At 65.8% G+C, this 16,424-nt stretch carries 16 protein-coding genes and 2 pseudogenes; 8 read left to right on the plus strand and 10 right to left on the minus strand.

The features are described 5' to 3' along the window. Positions 1 to 162: 162 nt before the first annotated feature. The 6 genes from ACWEKR_RS31820 to ACWEKR_RS31845 all read right to left on the minus strand — a co-directional run bounded on the left by ACWEKR_RS31820 (position 163) and on the right by ACWEKR_RS31845 (position 5,157). The gene (locus ACWEKR_RS31820) at positions 163 to 1,386 is read right to left on the minus strand and encodes a hypothetical protein (RefSeq protein ID WP_452357625.1); all 1,224 of its coding nucleotides are present in this window, start codon (positions 1,384 to 1,386) and stop codon (positions 163 to 165) included. A 254-nt stretch (positions 1,387 to 1,640) separates the two neighbouring features. After that, positions 1,641 to 2,306 carry a maleylpyruvate isomerase family mycothiol-dependent enzyme gene (locus tag ACWEKR_RS31825; RefSeq protein WP_452357626.1) on the minus strand — a complete coding sequence of 222 codons (666 nt, stop codon included), beginning with the start codon at positions 2,304 to 2,306 and terminating at the stop codon, positions 1,641 to 1,643. Next, on the minus strand, positions 2,303 to 2,788 hold the full coding sequence (locus ACWEKR_RS31830) for an SRPBCC family protein (RefSeq protein ID WP_452357627.1): 486 nt from the start codon (positions 2,786 to 2,788) through the stop codon (positions 2,303 to 2,305). The genes ACWEKR_RS31825 and ACWEKR_RS31830 overlap by 4 nt, the downstream gene beginning before the upstream one ends. Beyond that, positions 2,785 to 3,123: an ArsR/SmtB family transcription factor gene (locus ACWEKR_RS31835; protein WP_452357628.1), complete on the minus strand. Its 339-nt coding sequence runs from the start codon at positions 3,121 to 3,123 to the stop codon at positions 2,785 to 2,787. The genes ACWEKR_RS31830 and ACWEKR_RS31835 overlap by 4 nt, the downstream gene beginning before the upstream one ends. Before the next feature lie 142 nt (positions 3,124 to 3,265). After that, complete coding sequence (locus tag ACWEKR_RS31840) at positions 3,266 to 4,486, minus strand: cysteine desulfurase family protein (RefSeq protein ID WP_452357629.1); 1,221 nt, start codon at positions 4,484 to 4,486, stop codon at positions 3,266 to 3,268. After that, positions 4,483 to 5,157, minus strand: coding sequence for an ArsR/SmtB family transcription factor (locus ACWEKR_RS31845; protein WP_452357630.1), 675 nt, complete (start codon positions 5,155 to 5,157; stop codon positions 4,483 to 4,485). The genes ACWEKR_RS31840 and ACWEKR_RS31845 overlap by 4 nt, the downstream gene beginning before the upstream one ends. A 213-nt stretch (positions 5,158 to 5,370) precedes the next feature. On the opposite strand from ACWEKR_RS31845, the gene ACWEKR_RS31850 reads away from it, so the two are divergent. From ACWEKR_RS31850 to ACWEKR_RS31865, 4 genes are all read left to right on the plus strand, one after another. Next, positions 5,371 to 6,741, plus strand: a complete 1,371-nt coding sequence (locus ACWEKR_RS31850; RefSeq protein ID WP_452357631.1) for an MBL fold metallo-hydrolase — start codon at positions 5,371 to 5,373, stop codon at positions 6,739 to 6,741. Further along, positions 6,738 to 8,156, plus strand: a complete 1,419-nt coding sequence (locus tag ACWEKR_RS31855) for an MFS transporter (protein WP_452357632.1) — start codon at positions 6,738 to 6,740, stop codon at positions 8,154 to 8,156. Before ACWEKR_RS31850 ends, ACWEKR_RS31855 begins: the two co-directional genes overlap by 4 nt. Positions 8,157 to 8,233: 77 nt before the next feature. Then, positions 8,234 to 8,563, plus strand: a complete 330-nt coding sequence (locus ACWEKR_RS31860; RefSeq protein ID WP_452357633.1) for an ArsR/SmtB family transcription factor — start codon at positions 8,234 to 8,236, stop codon at positions 8,561 to 8,563. Then, entirely contained in the window at positions 8,560 to 9,273 is a 714-nt protein-coding gene (locus tag ACWEKR_RS31865) for a cation transporter (RefSeq protein ID WP_452357648.1), read from the plus strand. Before ACWEKR_RS31860 ends, ACWEKR_RS31865 begins: the two co-directional genes overlap by 4 nt. A gap of 445 nt (positions 9,274 to 9,718) precedes the next feature. Here ACWEKR_RS31865 and ACWEKR_RS31870 read toward each other — a convergent pair whose 3' ends face one another. Next, positions 9,719 to 10,447: a hypothetical protein gene (locus ACWEKR_RS31870; protein ID WP_452357634.1), complete on the minus strand. Its 729-nt coding sequence runs from the start codon at positions 10,445 to 10,447 to the stop codon at positions 9,719 to 9,721. A 34-nt stretch (positions 10,448 to 10,481) separates the two neighbouring features. Continuing rightward, positions 10,482 to 10,580, minus strand: a pseudogene (locus tag ACWEKR_RS31875) (hypothetical protein); the annotation flags it as partial. A 68-nt stretch (positions 10,581 to 10,648) separates the two neighbouring features. Here ACWEKR_RS31875 and ACWEKR_RS31880 point away from each other — a divergent pair. Beyond that, a pseudogene (locus tag ACWEKR_RS31880) lies at positions 10,649 to 11,146 on the plus strand (ATP dependent DNA ligase). 20 nt (positions 11,147 to 11,166) lie between these two features. Here the strand turns inward: ACWEKR_RS31880 and ACWEKR_RS31885 are convergent. Continuing rightward, entirely contained in the window at positions 11,167 to 11,775 is a 609-nt protein-coding gene (locus tag ACWEKR_RS31885) for a hypothetical protein (RefSeq protein WP_452357635.1), read from the minus strand. Between the two features lie 1,191 nt (positions 11,776 to 12,966). Between ACWEKR_RS31885 and ACWEKR_RS31890 the strand changes: the two genes are divergently transcribed. Further along, positions 12,967 to 13,704: a potassium channel family protein gene (locus ACWEKR_RS31890; RefSeq protein WP_452357636.1), complete on the plus strand. Its 738-nt coding sequence runs from the start codon at positions 12,967 to 12,969 to the stop codon at positions 13,702 to 13,704. A 1,187-nt stretch (positions 13,705 to 14,891) separates the two neighbouring features. On the opposite strand, the gene ACWEKR_RS31895 is transcribed toward ACWEKR_RS31890, so the two are convergent. Continuing rightward, on the minus strand, positions 14,892 to 15,026 hold the full coding sequence (locus tag ACWEKR_RS31895) for a hypothetical protein (protein ID WP_452357637.1): 135 nt from the start codon (positions 15,024 to 15,026) through the stop codon (positions 14,892 to 14,894). Positions 15,027 to 15,343: 317 nt separating this feature from the next. Here ACWEKR_RS31895 and ACWEKR_RS31900 point away from each other — a divergent pair, with 317 nt between their 5' ends. Both ACWEKR_RS31900 and ACWEKR_RS31905 read left to right on the plus strand, forming a co-directional pair. Next, positions 15,344 to 15,493, plus strand: coding sequence for a hypothetical protein (locus tag ACWEKR_RS31900; RefSeq protein WP_452357638.1), 150 nt, complete (start codon positions 15,344 to 15,346; stop codon positions 15,491 to 15,493). A gap of 300 nt (positions 15,494 to 15,793) precedes the next feature. Then, positions 15,794 to 16,336 carry an RNA ligase 1 family protein gene (locus ACWEKR_RS31905; protein ID WP_452357639.1) on the plus strand — a complete coding sequence of 181 codons (543 nt, stop codon included), beginning with the start codon at positions 15,794 to 15,796 and terminating at the stop codon, positions 16,334 to 16,336. Positions 16,337 to 16,424: the final 88 nt, after the last annotated feature.

The raw sequence follows: 16,424 nt of genomic DNA on the forward strand, positions 1-16,424 counted from the left end.
GGATGGCCGATGCCGCCGACAAGGTGCCGGCAGGTCAATGAGGTGGTCAGATGCGGCGCCTGCTCCCCGCGTCCGGGTCGCTTACGAGGAATCGAGCTGTCTACCGCGTGGCGGGTGCCAGCCCGGTGATGAGGTCCTCTGGCTGTGGAGACCCCGTTGTGGTCAGGTTGTGGGGTTGTTGCCGGGTGTGATCACCACTAGGACCAGGGCAAGGTCGATGTGGCGGGAGGCGTCGGTGGGTGCTCGAAGTACGTAGTCGCGCCGGGTGACGTTTGCGGCTGGCTTGGAGCTGACGTAGCTGCCGTGTCGGGTGAGCTCCTGGTCGGCCTTGAGGAGAATCTCGGTGGGAGCGCCGGACTTGACGAACAGCACGAGCGCTGCTTTGGTGTCACGCCAGGTGACGTAGCCGAGCAGCTGGTCGATCGCTTCTCTGAACTTCTTGGGTCCTTTCCAGATCTTGCACTCACCGATGAAGGCATTTTCGCCCTCCCAGGTCAGCAAGAGGTCGGTCTTCCCTCTCCCGTTGAAGACTTCACCGCGGACGTTGCCCTCGTAGTTGGCGTTGAGCACGAACAGGATGAGGTCGCGGATTTCCTCCTCACCCAGGCGCGCCGCGGTCGGTGTTCGTTCCATCGCTCGGGTCATCTGCTCGATGGTGTGCACGATGTCTCGGTAGACGTCCTCAGCAAGGAACCTTTGCGATGGCGGTGCCGCAACACTCGACGAGATTCGTGGTCGCAGCGGTGTGCGCTTGACCGGCAGCGGAACCTTTTTGGCGGCCTCGACCGCACGGACGGGAATGCCGAGAGCTGCGTCGAGAGCTGTAATGCCGTCGAGGTTCTCGCGCCTGGTCTTTGCGGCTCCCTCGAGTGCAGTGCGCAACTGCGGAAGCCACTGAGCAACATCGCGGTTGATCCAGGAGGCCGTATTTTGAACTTGCTCGATCGCTCGCTCGAGCGCGTCCTCGATCTGCTTGGCGGTGGGATCGACATCAGTGTAGGTAAAGATGAACTTGCCGCTACCCAGGCTCAGATAGTGGAATGCCGCCGTTCGGTATGACTGCGACGCCTTGTAGTTCCAGAGGTGCGCGGGGCCGCTGGTCGGTATGTGAAGGGTGACACACTTACCGTGGACCGTGTAGGTGTCCTCGTAGAACGGATCATTGCGTTCAACTTTGGTCGAGCGGGTTCCTGCGCTCGTGACGTCTTCGCGGCCGCCCACAACGAGTTCGCCCAAAGCGTACTTGTCGAAGATCTGCTGGACGGCGCTGTCGGGATCGGCAAGAAAGTCCGCTTCTGCCACCGCATCCAGCGCTTGAACGGCTGCCGACAGCCGATCCATCAAGTACAGACGCAGCTCCCCATGCTGCCGAATTCCTTGTTGCATCAGCACATCATCGCCGCAACCTCCGACACCGGTGTCGACATCGACATTCCGGCTTCGTTGCGCTTCTGCAGGCACCCCGCGGGTGGCCGCTCCGGTGCGGGTCTGGCCCCTACCCGGCAAGGGCGTAGGGTTCGTCTGAACTACCGCCACATTCCGACCGGGCGACCGCGCCGAAAGCAAGCGTCCACGCGGGAAGCGATCAGCCGCGGCACCATGCCATGCCGAAGGCGCGCGGCGCAGGCGGGGCAACGTGGTCAATCACCGATTCGCGCGGCTAGCCGCGCTCGGCCGGGGCCGGTCAGTTCGTCGGTGATGCCGCGGCGACCGGCCATTGCCATCAACAGTGCCTCACCGGGACCGGAGACCAGCGTTCCTTTCCCGGTGGACCAGTCGAGGTCGGTGGCTTCCAGTCGTAGCCCGCGGATGCGCCACGGCACGCCGAGGCGGGGGTTGGTGCGTATTGCGGTCAGTACCCGGTGCAGGCGCTGCGGGGGGATCTGGCGGGGGATGCCGAGTCCGCGGCGGATGTCCTGGTGGTGGATGGTGCCGTCGACGAGCCCGATCATGCCGCCGAAGCCGGCGGTCAGCCCGCGTGGCCGCACGTGGGCGGTGAACAGTTCGAGCAGTTGATCGGGGGTGTGGGAGGCGAATTCGTCGACGCCGATCTGGTTGGCCCACAGCAGTCGGCCCTTGACGAACCGCCTGGCCAACCCGGCTGCGTCGAGGTCGTCGTAGCTGATCATGTGGGCGACCACGTCTTTGACCTGCCACCGCTCGCACAGCGTCGGCATCTGCCACTGCTGCGGGGTCAACTCGGTCAGGAATGCCGCGAGGTCCTTGCGTTCGGCCTCTGCCATATCCATGTCGTTCATTTCGGCCTGCCTGCTTTCGGATCCGTCGTGCCGGGTGCGGCTGGTCATGCTCGCGCGGTGGCGATCTCGGCGAAGCGTGCCAGCACGGTGCTCCAGCCGCCGCCGCGTTCGACGATGGTGTCGCGCATGGCCTTGCCTTCGATGAGGCGGTCCAGGTGTCGGTGTTCGAGGGTGAGCGCGGTCTGTTCTGGTGATTCGGCGGTGAAGCGGACCTCGATCTCGCTGGCGCGCGTGGGATCGGGGTCGTATTGCCAGTGACCGTTGATCTGCCAGGTCACCACGATCCGGTGCGGCGGGTCCCACACCAGCACGCGCCCCCAGTCGCATTCCGAACCGTCTACTCCGCGTTCGAACCAGCGCCCGCCCACCCGGGGTTCGAGGATCGCCTCGGCCATGTCGGCCTCCCCGATGTGGTAGGCCGGTGGCCACCAGTTGCCGAACGACTCGGTGAAGAACGCGAACGCCTTCTGCAGCGGCAAGCGCACGCTCGCTGTGCCGTGCAGCGCGGCGAGGGGCATGGGTGTGGTCACCGGGGAGGCTCCTGTTCGGTGGTGTCGGTGGCCGCTGCGTCGGCGGCCTTCTGGAAGGCGGCGAGCGACTCGTCCCAGATCCGCTGGAAGTACGCCTGGATTCCGGCCAGCCCGTCCGGGTTGATCCGGTAGATCCGCCGGGTCCCCTCGGCCCTGGCCACGACCAGGCCGCCGTCGCGCAGTACCCGCAGATGCTGCGAGACCGCCTGGCGGGTGATCGGCAACGATTCGGCCAGCTCACCCACCGAGGACGGGCGCCGCGCTACCCGCTCGAAGATCTCTCGCCGCATCGGGTCACCCAGAATCCCCAGATCCACATCTCTGAAAGAGTCCACTTTCGTAAGTGTGCGCTTTCATATCTTGAGATGCAAGCTTGCGCGCATCGGTGATGCCCCACGGAGGCGATCCAACCTCGTGTGGACGCGGTCGGTCCGGCGGCATCGGCGTGGGCGATGTCGGTCGTGGGTCGGCCGGTGATCACATCTGGCGTTCGGCGCTGCCGGCGCTGCTTGCGTTCGATGACGAGGCCGGCGCCGCTGTGACGGCCGCGATGAGCGCGGTGACCGCCTTGTGGATGTCGTCAGGGGTGGTCCAGCGGCCCAGTGACAGCCGTAGCGCGCTCAACGCTCGTGCGGTGTCGAGTCGCATTGCCGCGAGTACCGGGGATGGGGTGTGGGTGCCGCTGTGGCAGGCCGAGCCGGTGGAGGCGGCGATGCCGGTTGCGGCGGTGAGGATTTCGTGGCCGAGGGTGCCGTCGATGCTGATGTTGAGGGTGTTGGGCAGCCGCTGGCGGGTGGGGCCGTTGAGGTGGACCCGCCTGGGCAGCGCGGCGGCCAGACGCTGGTGCAGCTCGTCGCGCAGCCGCGCGAGCCGGTTGGGTGCACCGGTGGCGAGATCGTCGGCAGCCAGTGCGGCGGCGGCACCGAGTCCGACGGTGAAAGCGACGTTTTCGGTGCCGGCGCGCAGGCCGTGCTCTTGGCCGCCGCCGTAGACGACGGGTTCGAGTTCGACTCCGTCGCGGATGTAGAGGGCGCCGATGCCTTTGGGTGCGTACATCTTGTGGCCGACCACCGTGAGCAGGTCCACGTCGAGGGCGGCGACGTCGAGGGCGATCTTGCCCGCGGCCTGGGCGGCGTCGCAGTGGAACAGCGCGCCGTGGTGGTGGGCCAGGGCGGCCAGTTCCCGTATCGGTTGCAGTACACCGGTTTCGTTGTTGGCGGCCATCACCGACACCAGCGTCGCCTCGCTGTCGCGCAGGGCGGCGGCCAGCGTGGCGGGGTCCAGGCGGCCGTCGGTACCGACCGGCAGCACCGTGACCCGCGTGCCGTGCAGCCGGGCCAGGGCCTGGCAGGTCTGTAGTACCGCGGGATGTTCGGTGGCCTGGGTGAGGATGTGGGCTCCGGGCGTGCCTACGGTGGCCCCGCGCAGGGCGAGCAGATTCGCTTCCGACCCCGAGCCGGTGAACACGACCTCGGTCGGCCGGGCACCGATCAGGGCCGCGAGCTGGGCGCGGGCCGTGACGAGCGCGGCGGCGGGATCGGCGCCGTAGGCGTGGCTGCTGGAGGGGTTGCCGAACGATTCGATGAGATAGGGCATCATCGCCGCGACGACGCGGGGATCGACCGGAGTGGTGGCGTTATAGTCCAGATACACCGGCCCATCGATCGGGCCGGGCCGCTCCGCCGCCGGCATGGTCATGCCAGCGACACGGCTTCGACGGGCAGCTCGGCCAGGCGCCATTCGAGCATGCCGTCGTGCAGACGGATCGCGCGACGGCCGTGGCCGGTGAGGAGCCGCACCGCGTCGTAGGCCAGCACGCAGTATTCGCCGCGGCAGTACACCACGATCTCGGTGTCGCCGGGCAACTCCCCGATGCGCTCGGCCAGCTGCTCGACCGGGATGCTCACCGCACCGGGGATGTGCCCGGCCTCGTACTCCGATCCCGGCCGCACATCCAGCACGACGACCTCGTCGGCCGCGGCGCGGGTGAGCAGTTCCTCGCGGGTCATCGCCCGGCCGCCGTCGGGGCGCAGGTAGTTGTCACGAGCCGGTGTGACGGCGGGCTGATGGGCTTCGGCGACCTTGCGCAGCAGCGCGAACAGCCGCGCGACGTCGTCGCCGGCCAGCCGGTAGTGGATGCGCACCCCGTCACGGCGGGTGGCGACGAATCCGGCCTGCTTGAGCGTCTGCAGATGCGCTGAGGCGGTCGTCAGGTTCAACCCTGCCGCGGTGGCGAGCGCTTCCACGGTGCGCTCGCCTTGGGCCAGCAGGTCCAGCAGTTCCAACCGTTTGCCGCTGGCCAGCGCTTTACCACTGGCCGCGAACGCCTCGTACAAGGCTGCCTTCGCGGCGGGCTTGTCACCACCCATCACATACTCCAATCATCCGTGGAATAGCGTATCCCGCCCTGCGGGGCGTGCCGCGCGGCGTTCTCTACCCGGCGGCCCGGGAAGAGTCGCGACGGGCCGCCCCTGCCCTGCGGGCTTGCTCTTCCAAGGAAACGTGGAATAGTCTACTCCCAATATTCCATGGTTGATTGGAATAATTGTTTGCCTGCGGGCCGGCGACATAGGAGTTTTGCGATGCCGACTGATTTCATCCTCGTTCCCGTCATCGACGAGGGGCTGGGCAATTCGACCTACCTGCTGGATCTCGGTGATGGAAGGGCCCTGGTGCTCGACCCCGAACGCGACCTGCGCCAGGTGCGCGCCGAAGCGCGGCGGCGCGGGTTGCGGATCGCGTTCGCTGTCGAAACCCATCTGCACGCGGACTTCATCTCCGGGGCGCGTGAACTGGCCGAGATCGACGGCGCGACCGTCCTGGCTCCCGAGGTGGGGCCGCGCGGATTCGAGGTGACCGCTCTCGGCGACGGCGACACCATCGCTATCGGCGCGTTCACCCTGCAAGCGTGGTTCACCCCTGGCCATTCCCCCGAGCACCTGTCCTACCTGCTGCACCAGAACGACAAGCTGCGCGGGGTGTTCACCGGCGGGTCGTTGATGGTCGGCACCGCCGGGCGCACCGACCTGGTCAGCCCCGACCAGACGATCCCGCTGGCCCGGGCCCAATATCATTCGCTGCAGCGGCTGATGACCCTGCCCGAGGACACCCCGGTGTGGCCGACGCACGGTGCGGGCTCGTTCTGCTCGTCCTCGCTCGGAGGCGAGCGGGTCAGCACCATCGGCAAGGAGCGCGCGGCCAACCCGCTGCTGCAAGTCGACGGTGAGGACGCCTTCGTCGAGGCTTTGCTGGGTTCGATGGGCAACTTCCCCGACTACTTCCTGCGGTTGGGCGAGATCAACCACAAGGGCCCGGCCGTGCTCGGTTCGACTCCGGCGCTGGCGGCGCTGACCGCCACCGAAGTCACCGACCTGATCGCCGAGGGCGCCCAAATCGTCGACGTGCGCGACCCAGCAGACTTCGCCGCCGGGCACATCCCCGGCGCGCTGGCCATCACGCTGCGTCCGGTGTTCGCCACCTGGCTGGGCTGGCTGGTCGACGCGAACCGGCCGGTGGTCATCGTCCGCGACACCGCACAGAATCCCGACGACATCGTCTGGGAGGCAGCCAAAGTCGGCTTCGACACCCTCGCTGGAGAACTGCACGGCGGCATGACCGCCTGGACCGGTCCGGTCGACACCACATCGGTGAACCTGCTCGACGCCGATCAGCTGACCGCGCAGGCACCGGCGACGGTGCTCGATATCCGCCAGCACGGCGAGTACGCCGCCGGACACGTCCCCAGCGCCCGCAACATCGAACTCGCCGCGCTCGCCGAGCATCTGGTCGATGTCCCGGCCGGGCCGGTGGTGGTCATGTGCGGCCATGGTGAGCGTGCCATGACCGCCGCCAGCATTCTCGAACGCCACGGCCGCACCGATATTCGGGTGTTGGACGGCGGCCCCGCCGACTACGCCCGCGGCATGGGACACGAACTGCAGGCCGGATCATGAGCCTGCGCGCCAGTATGCGCACCCCGGTATTGGGGTTGCGGGAGAACGCCGTCCAGTTCACGCTGCTGGTCGCGGTCAACGCGCTGGTCGGTGGGATGGTCGGCCAGCAGCAGACCGTGCTGCCGCTGCTGGCCGAATCCGAATTCGGGCTCACCGGCTACACCTTCATCTTCACCTACGTCGCCGCGTTCGGAATCACCAAAGCCATCGCCAACTACTTCGCAGGCACCTTCTCCGACCGCTACGGCCGCAAACCCGTACTGCTGGTGGGGTGGCTGTTCGCGATGCCGGTGCCGGTGATGCTCATCGCCGCCCCGAACTGGTGGTGGGTCGTGGCCGCCAACGTACTGCTGGGCATCAACCAGGGACTGACCTGGTCGACCACTGTCGTGATGAAAATCGACCTCATCGGGCCCACCCGCCGCGGACTGGCCATGGGACTGAACGAAGCCGCCGGATACGGCGCCGTCGCCGTCAGCTCCCTGCTCGCGGGCTACCTCGCCGAACACCACGGCCTGCGCCCGGCACCATTCCTGCTCGGCCTGGCCTACACCGCCCTAGCCCTGCTGCTGTCAGGGGTGTTCATCCGAGAAACGCAAGGCCACGCCCACCTGGAAGCAGGCCAGCACACTCCACGCGCCGACGGCCTGCACGACCACCTGCACGCCGAACTCACCGACCGGCAAATCGCCGTCCAGACCAGCCTGAAAGAACCCGCCCTGTCCTCGGCCAGCCTCGCCGGACTGGTCAACAACCTCAACTTCGGCCTGTCGTGGGGGCTGTTCCCACTGCTGTTCGCCACCGCCGAGCTATCCGTCGGACAGATCGGGCTACTGTTCGCCCTCTACCCCGGCGTCTGGGGCGCCGGACAACTGGTCACCGGAGCACTGTCGGACCGCATTGGCCGCAAACACCTCATCACCACCGGCATGGCCACCCAAGCCGCCGCCCTCGCGCTCATCGCCGCCTCACACAGCTTCATCGGCTGGGCGGCGGGCGCCATCCTGCTCGGCGCGGGCACCGCCATGGTCTATCCCACCCTGCTCGCGGTGATCGGCGATGTCGCCCACCCCCTCTGGCGCGGGCGCGCCGTCGGCGTCTACCGCGTCTGGCGCGACCTCGGCTACGCCGTCGGCGCCATCCTCGGCGGCATCGTCGCCGACCTGATGGACCTGCAGGCCGCCGTCTGGGCCGCCGCCGCGGTCAGCGCAGCCACCGCGATAGCTGTTGGGGCACGCATGTACGAAACCCACCAACCCTCCCACGCTGTGGCGCCCTCGCCGACATCGGCCAGCTCCAACGACAGATCGTCCCGTTGGAACAGCAACCGGCCGACCTGCGAGCCCAGCTTGAAGAACGCGGCCAAGAACTCTCCGCCGCCCGCGCCGCCAACAGGGAACTGTTCGCGAACATGAACAAACGCCATACCGCGAACCCAACCGACCAACGATCAAGATCTCGCTGAATACAGAAACAAATGTATTATTGGGTCATGGAGACCGCGCTGCACACCGACGCGCTGGCCCGGTTCGGGCACGCGCTGTCGGACCCGACCCGCACCCAGATCTTGCTGAGCCTGCGCCGGGCACCGGGGTATCCCTCGGAGCTGGCCGAGCAGATCGGGGTCTCGCGCCAGATCCTGTCCAACCACCTGGCGTGCTTGCGGGGGTGCGGACTGGTTGTCGCGGTCCCCGAGGGCCGCCGCGCCCGCTACGAGCTGGCCGACGCTCGCATCGCGGCCGCGCTCGAGGATCTGCTCGGGTTGGTGCTCGCGGTCGATCCGGCCTGCTGCCCGGCGGCGGACGCGGAAGGCTGCTGCTGATGGCCTCGCTCGGGATGCCCTCGATGCCCTCGGCGGTGACGGCCGGCCCCAGCTCGGAGCGCAAAGCCGGGCTGGCGCGGCGGATCCGCTGGTTCGTCGCCGCGACAATCTCCTACAACATCATCGAGGCGATGATCGCACTGACCGAGGGCACGCGCGTGTCCTCGACCGCACTGATCGGGTTCGGGCTCGACTCGGTCATCGAGGTGTCCTCCGCGGCGGCGGTGGCCTGGCAGTTCGCCGGCCGCGATCCCGAGAAGCGAGAGAAGATCGCGTTGCGGATCATCGCGTTCTCCTTCTTCGCCCTCGCGCTTTATGTCGCCATCGACTCCATCCGCGCCCTGCTCGGCATCGGCGAAGCCCGCCATTCCACGGTCGGCATCGGGTTGGCCGCCGCGAGCCTGGTCATTATGCCGGTGCTGTCCTTGGCGCAGCGCCGCGCCGGACGTGAACTCGGCTCCGCCTCCGCGGTCGCCGATTCCAAACAGACCCTGCTGTGCACCTACCTGTCGGCGGTGCTGCTGGTCGGTTTGCTGCTCAACAGTCTGTTCGGCTGGTCGTGGGCCGACCCGATCGCCGCACTGGTGATCGCCGTCATCGCGGTGAAGGAAGGCCTCAACGCCTGGAAGGGCGACACCTGCTGCCCCACACCGGGCGCACTCGCTACCACCGACCGCAGCGCCGGACACGACTGCGACTGCTGCGACTGACCAACCTCCCGCGGCAACTGCCGCACCACACATGCGGTGATCTGTTACGGTCGCCGCGAAGGCCACTGAGCTGCAGAATACTCGTCAGATCCGGCCGGAGAGCACCTCGCGAAACCCCAGAGAAATCACCCTACGCCAGTGGGTGCCGTGGGACGCTGTCCGACTCCAGTGAGTGTTGCCCGGCACCTCGGTGCGGTCCGATCGAGAAGTGCGCAACATGGGGAAATCCGGCACCAGCAATCGTTCGCATACCGCGGATTGAGCCAGTCGACAGCTCGAATCGGTGGATCCGGATGCACAGCCTCGAACAGCAATACGCCCACCTCATCGAGACCGCCAAGCGCCTTGGACGCGATCCCGACCCCAAGCAGATCCGCAAACTTCGCGAGGAACTCGACCAGCTCGACTACGAGTTGCGGATCTCCGTACCCGCTGGTCACCGGTACTACACGCTCAACATGGCAAGCCGCGAAGCCGATGCCTCGCCCGGGTCGACGAACACCGGTGAGGCCAGCAGATCGATGTCGCTGACATCGCCGCGCAGGAAATCGACGATGAATCCCACACGGGCCCGGTCGGCTTCCAGCTGCTGACGCAGCGCGTCCTCACCGTCGAGATAGGCGTGCAGACTGTCCGGGTCGATGCCGTTGTGCCATGCCGAGATCGCTTCTTTTACCGCCGCTTTCGCGGCGTCGGTCAGCGGCAGCGCGGAGACGACGTCGACGGCGGCCGACTTGCGGTCGAACACGGATTCGACTTCGGCGAAGGTTTGGGCGGCGACTGGATCGAAGTCCGGATCGATGCCGACGGTCAGTTCCTCGGCGTCGATGCGCACCCCCCAGTTCGTGGCGTAGTCGCTGGTGATCTGGGTGAGGCGGTCGGCTGCGATGTCCGAGCCGGTCCGGAACCCCAAGGCATCAGCCAGTGGCGCCACCGACGCCGGGTCGTGCTGGGCGGTGTTCGTCGTGAGCCGGTTCTCGGCGTTATCGGTCGCGGCCCGCATCGTGGCTTCGAGCTGGGCGACCGCATCGGGGCCTTGGCGCTCGGCCTCATCGACCGCGGCGTCGAGCTTGTCGAGGCGTTGGCGGGCCTGGTTGACCGCGACCGTCGCCAGCAGATGCGCGATCCGCTGACCATGGCCGGTCGCCGTAGCGAGCTGCTTTCCCGATGCCACGCCCGCGCATCTGCTCGGCCACATACACCGAACTCTCGGCCACGCCCTCGTGGCCCTCATCGCACGAGGCGGGGCGAAGCGCGGCCCAGCCCACGATTTCCCACCCAAGCGACTCCAGATACCGCACGGTCATCTACACTCACACAACGAGTTTCGACACCACTGTCGGGCAGTGAATGGACCGACATCCCGATCGAGACGATGCTCGACACCGCCGCCTCCCACAGCCTGGAAGGTGTGGTCAGCAAGCGTGTGGACTCGGTGTACCGACCCGGGACGCGTACCCGGCTGTGGCTGAAGACGGCGATCCGCCAGACGACAGAGGTGATCATCGCAGGCTGGGTTCCCCGCGGCGGCGCCGAGCGGGGCGCGCTGGGCTCCCTGATCCTGGGTGCCTACGACGAGTCGAACCGTTTGGTCTACATCGGGCACGTCGGCACCGGCTTCACTATGGCCGCGCGGCGGGCACTGCTCGAGCGGTTGAAGGCATTGACCACAACCGACAGCCCGTTCGACCAGTCGGCACCGTCCTAGCGGATGACGGCGGCGAGGTGGGTGAGACCACAGCTGGTGGGCACCGTCGAGTACCGAGAGTTCGTCGGCGCGCTGCGGCATCCGAGCTGGCGCGGGTTGCGCGTTGAGATCGATCCCTCCGGGGTGCGTCTACCGACTCGAGATGTGCCCTTCCCCCGGGCTTGAAGCTGTCATGGCTGGTGAGGTCAGGCGTTGGCGTAGCCACCGGCATTCCACACCAACCAGCGGAACTGCTGCGGGGCGAACGCTTGGCGAGCGGGAACACCCGGGGCCGGGGAGTGGGGCCAGAACGCTACACCGCACCGATGGCAGTAGAAACCGGTTTGCCACACCGCATGCGCGGTGGGGCGCCCCCGAACGATGCGGCCGTTGCGGCGAATACGGCACACCGCAACAGTGAGCAGCACAGCGCCAGGCGCCGCCAACGCCCCAAGAAACATGACCATGGCCAGGGCCGCGATACCGTGCGATACCCCCGGCACGGGATGCGCGATCCCAGCGATCGCCGGAACGATCCCTGACAGCGCTGGCACGAGCAAAATGAGGGCTGCGAAGGTCATCCACCCAGCGGGGGTGCGGGCTGGCTCGCGGGCCAAGCTGTGGGCGAGTGCTGTGGTGTGGGTACGGTCGACGGTGGCCGTGCCGAACACCGGCACCAAACCAGTCGAGGCGACTCCCACACCGGAATAAACGCTTGTCCCGAAGCTGGTCGACACCCCATCGGCATGCAGAGCGGGCACACTCTGCACCCAGTCGAGTTGATGGCAGTGCGGACACGTCAGATCGACATTCATACGGCCAACCCCCTCCCCGAGTCGTCGGGTTGTAGCGGCGCGTCTGTGGTGCGAGTACCTGCAACGAAAGCTCTGCGGGGTATCCAACACCGTCCACCACCTGCTGTCGAGAGCTATTCGAGAGCTTCTGCATCGATGAGTCCCTTCTGACATCGGCTGATGAATCGGTTCAAGCGGCAGCAGGGGACTGTGGACGGCCAGCCACTGGTCAGCGCTGCGAACCGGTGTTCTGCTCGTGCGGGGGTGAAGCGACGGACTATGCGCCCGAGCTGGCGGCTCCGAATCCTGGAGCACCTGCCGCTGCGACGTGCTGGCCTGACACGCCGAAATAGTGACTCGTACAGGTTGCGGCCAGCGGACTGACCTGCAGGGCGGCGCCACGCCCAGCTGTTCCGGCTGACGCACCGGGCGCCCATTAGTCGCAAGGAAAAGATCAGGGCAAACAAGCGCGTCTGGCGCGTACCGAGGGGCACCCGCCCCTTCGTAGCGTCAATCGGCCCCCACGAGACGCGGGAGACGGTCGGTGACGCGGTCACCGATACACATCTCCTGGCCAGAGATTCGCCAGGTGACGGTGTCACCCGAAACGTGTATGTTTACGTATTGAAACGTATCCAAACGCCGTGAGTTGAGGTTCAAATCCGCTGTAGGGGCAGCGTTTCCAGGCTTTGACCAGCAGTTTCGGCAGTCGTGCGGTGCGGAGGTTCAAGTCCTCCTAGCCTCGCGTTTGTGGCGAACTATCCAGTATTACTCGACGTGCTTGCAACTGTGGTTGGTCCCGCGGTGGCCGTTGAGGTGCGTGATTTGAGAGTGTCTCATCGGGGGGTACTCGCCGGGTTATGTGGCGGTAAAATGCAGAACTAATGCGAATAGACGCCGCTCGCGGTCGTGGCGGAGGGTAGGCGGCAGTAGCCAGTGAGCCGGGGAAAGTCGTTCGCTCTTGCAGCGGTGCCTGCCCAGTCTGTTGGCGCCGTCTATCGGTAACTTCTTCGGGGTCCCCACCAGCTGTGGCGGTGCGACGGGCGATGTGGTGCAAACCGACATCGAATACATAGGTGATCACCTATGAGGGCTGAATCACCTCGGCCAGTGACCATACTATCGTGACCCGATCCGTCGTTAGCCAGACACACCCCAACCGCACGGAAGGTTGCCCCGTTAACGTCGCTAGGGCACCTAAATTCATTCCCTGTGAGCGAAGATCGATGGAGGCAGCTAACCGAACGGCCGCTCACCGCAGCGGCAGTCGTCTTCGTGGTCGTCTACACCTGGATTGTTCTTGCCCAACCCGACGGCTCGGCGGCACGGATTGGAGAGGCAGTGCTGTGGGGCACGTGGTTCGCCTTCGCTGTCGACTACGCGGTCCGATGGTACCTAGCGAAGCCGCGCTGGCGGTGGTTCGTCAGACACCTCTACGAATTCGCGATCGTCGCGCTTCCGCTGCTGCGACCCTTGCGCCTGCTTCGGCTGCTGACCATGATCAACGTCCTACAGCGCTCGGTCGGCGGCGCGCTCCGTGGTCGGATCATCGCCTACACGGCAGGGTCGACTCTGCTCCTGATTTTCGTCGCCTCATTGGCCATGCTCGATACCGAGCGCAATGCAGTCGGAGCCACCATCACCACATTCCCTGATGCTCTATGGTGGTCGGCAACCACGGTCACAACGGTCGGGTACGGCGACTACGCGCCGGTCACCGGTACCGGCAGATTGGTCGCGGTCGGGTTGATGGTCGGTGGCATCGCACTACTCGGCGTGGTGACGGCCACCTTGGCGTCGTGGATTATTCAGCGGGTCGCAGAGGAAGACGAAGTAAGTCAGTCGGCCACCCGGGCTCAGGTAACGGAACTCACCGAGCAAATCGTCGCAATGCGTCTCGAACTTTTTACTGCATACGGAACGAACTGGCGAGGAACACCACCGCAGTGAACTCCACCCTTTGATCAACCGGCGCCGTCCGCCACGCTGCCTGCGCGACGACTGCGGCGTCGTGCTTTCCCCGCGCCTGCGGGGATGAGCCCCTCGGCCCAGTCATCGCCGGTCTGGTCGGTGCGTGCTCCCCGCGCCCGCGGGGATGAGCCCGTACCGCGGTGCTCTCGCCGGTTGCCCCGGCGGTGCTCCCCGCGCCCGCGGGGATGAGCCCGGACTGCTGAGCGACCAAGCGATTGCCGCAGAGTTCCGGCACACACGCGGTGTATCAATGTCAGCTGAATTCTGGCGGTTTGCCGACGCGGAATCAAAGGGTCGGTATCCAACCGGATCCGACTGGAGGCATAGCCCGACCGGGGACGCATCGAACTCGCCGTCCATGGGGTTGCTCGGGCGAAGGGGTAGATGCACCGTTCGGTGGCTGATGACAGGGTGATGACACCGTCATCAGCCTGGCCTGTCATCCGCGTGTTCTACCTGGTGATGACCGGGTCATCAACGTGGATGGTACATTTCGTACTGAAATGTAGCGACACGTCGTGAAACGGCAGTTGAGCGGCGGTGATACAGCAAGGTCAGCGTGCTGACCAGGCCTTATGTGGTGGTTCGCTCGGGGGTTCGATTCCCATGACCCGTCAAAGCTGCTGCCGCTGAGCGCTTTACGTCATTTTTCCGCAGTTTGTGAGGTTTCGCAATGGCAGGCTTCTGCGGTGTACGCGGTGGCCGAGTTGTGGGCAATCTGGGTGCTATGCGTATCTCGTGAATTAGCACTGCATTTGACCGCCTGATGCCGTTGCGCTGCAGTCTTGTGCAGTCGACGTGGGGTGTTCTATTCGGGTTGGCGGCGGTTGTGTTCGAGTTTGTTGTTCGACTGGGATGAAGAGGATCCGGTGGATCGCGAGGTGTTGGTCGGGTGTCGGGGGCGAGCATGTCAGCTTGAACCCGGCGTAGCCGGTTTGGGATGAGTTGGGCTGCGGACTTGCTGGCGTGACGGTCCATGTGGCCGTGGCGGCGGTCGGTGGTAGTGACTGATTCGGGTCCGGCGTCGCGGGAGACGACGGACTGCGGCACGCCGTTCTGGAACTTCCAGAAGACTCCGGTGTGGCGCAGGGTGTGTGGGCTCAGCCGCTTTCCACTCAGGCGTCCCTACCGTAGACCTTGAGAAGTTCCTCAGCCGGCATGCCGCGTCACAGCGCTTTCTTCGTGAACAGGGTGAAGTCGCGGCGGGCGAGGCCGTCGAGGCGACGCAGCGCAGGCCGCCAGGCGTTCTTGTAGAAATGTGACGCTGTGACCGAGGTCTGCTCCCCGGTCTGGAACAGCAACGCGTCGGTGGACGGTCCAGATCCAGCCGCCCCACGCGGGGCCGCGGGCGGCGTGTGAGCAGTACGGACTCTCTTGTCAACGTCGGTGTCGTCGAGGGTGGTTGTAGGTGATGACCTGTGCTTTGTCGTCGAGTTCCAGCACGGCGGAACCGAGCAGATTTCCCAACTGGTAGCGCACGAGTTGCGCCGGCCCGTCATCCGTACCGACGGTGCGGGTTTCCGCTACCGCACACGCTGGCTGCTGTCGAGGATGTGCAGGGTTTCGCGCGCCAGTGTCACCACAGCGTCCGCACCGTATTCGCGAAAACGACCGACGCTTGCGAAGAAGCATTGAAGACATTATCTACGACACCGAAGACGAACTCCTTACTATCTGGCAGGCCGCGACAATTAGCCCGCTCGCCGTGGAATACCTCATCGAAATCCACCACGCCGCCGAGATCGGGTACCGGACCCGCGCCGCCTAGAACCAACCACCGAGACCAGATCCACCGATCCGACAGTCCCCAGGTCTGCATCAGCGTATGGGATCGAGGCGATGCCGTGATCGCAGGAGCCAAAATTAGAGGATCGGGGCTACGGCAGGTTCACCCGAGACGGATCGGGAGCTCTGGGCTGCTGCTCGCCCCGCTGCTCCAGTTCATCGGCAATTGCTGACAAGTCGACCCCCGCCGGCGCGGCGGGTCAACGGTGGCCGCGAAAACCGATAGCCCTTGTGGTCGGCTGTTCCGTATCGTTTGTGGCAGCTGCCGAAAGAGAGAAAGCCGATGGAGAAGATCCCTACCCTTTTCGTCCGAGACTGGGACGGCAATCCGAAGTACGTGACGCGGGAGAAGAACCCTGAGTGCCTCTGGGTTTTCGCCGGTGAAGGTGTCGCCACCCGGAAGTTCGATGGAACCTGTGTCCGCTATGACGGCGACCGCTGGTGGGCACGACGCGAGATCAAGCCGGGCAAGACTGCGCCGCCCGGCTTCATCGCTCTGGTCACCGATGGGGAGACCGGCAAGACCGTGGGTTGGGAACCGGCTGAGCAGTCCAGCTTTGCCAAGTTTCTTGTAGAGGCGCTCGACAACGGAGAATCCTGGGAGCCTGGCACTTATGAGCTGGTCGGCCCGCGCGTCAACGGCAATCCGGAGCACCAGCAGCGTCACATCCTTGTCCCGCACGGCGGGGAGATACTCGAGCTGGATGTGCCGCGTGACTACGACGGGCTCGCCGCCTGGCTTCACGCCCACCCATGGGAGGGCGTCGTATGGCACAACTCCGATGGTCGCATGGCCAAGCTGAAGGCCCGCGACTTCCCGCGTTGACATCGATATTGCGCAACTTCACCGAGGGCGGTCATGTTGGATTTCACCGATAGAGCACTGGTCAGGGGGTGCCGTTAAGGACCGTGTC

It is taken from the genome of Nocardia sp. NPDC004573, from assembly GCF_053602135.1.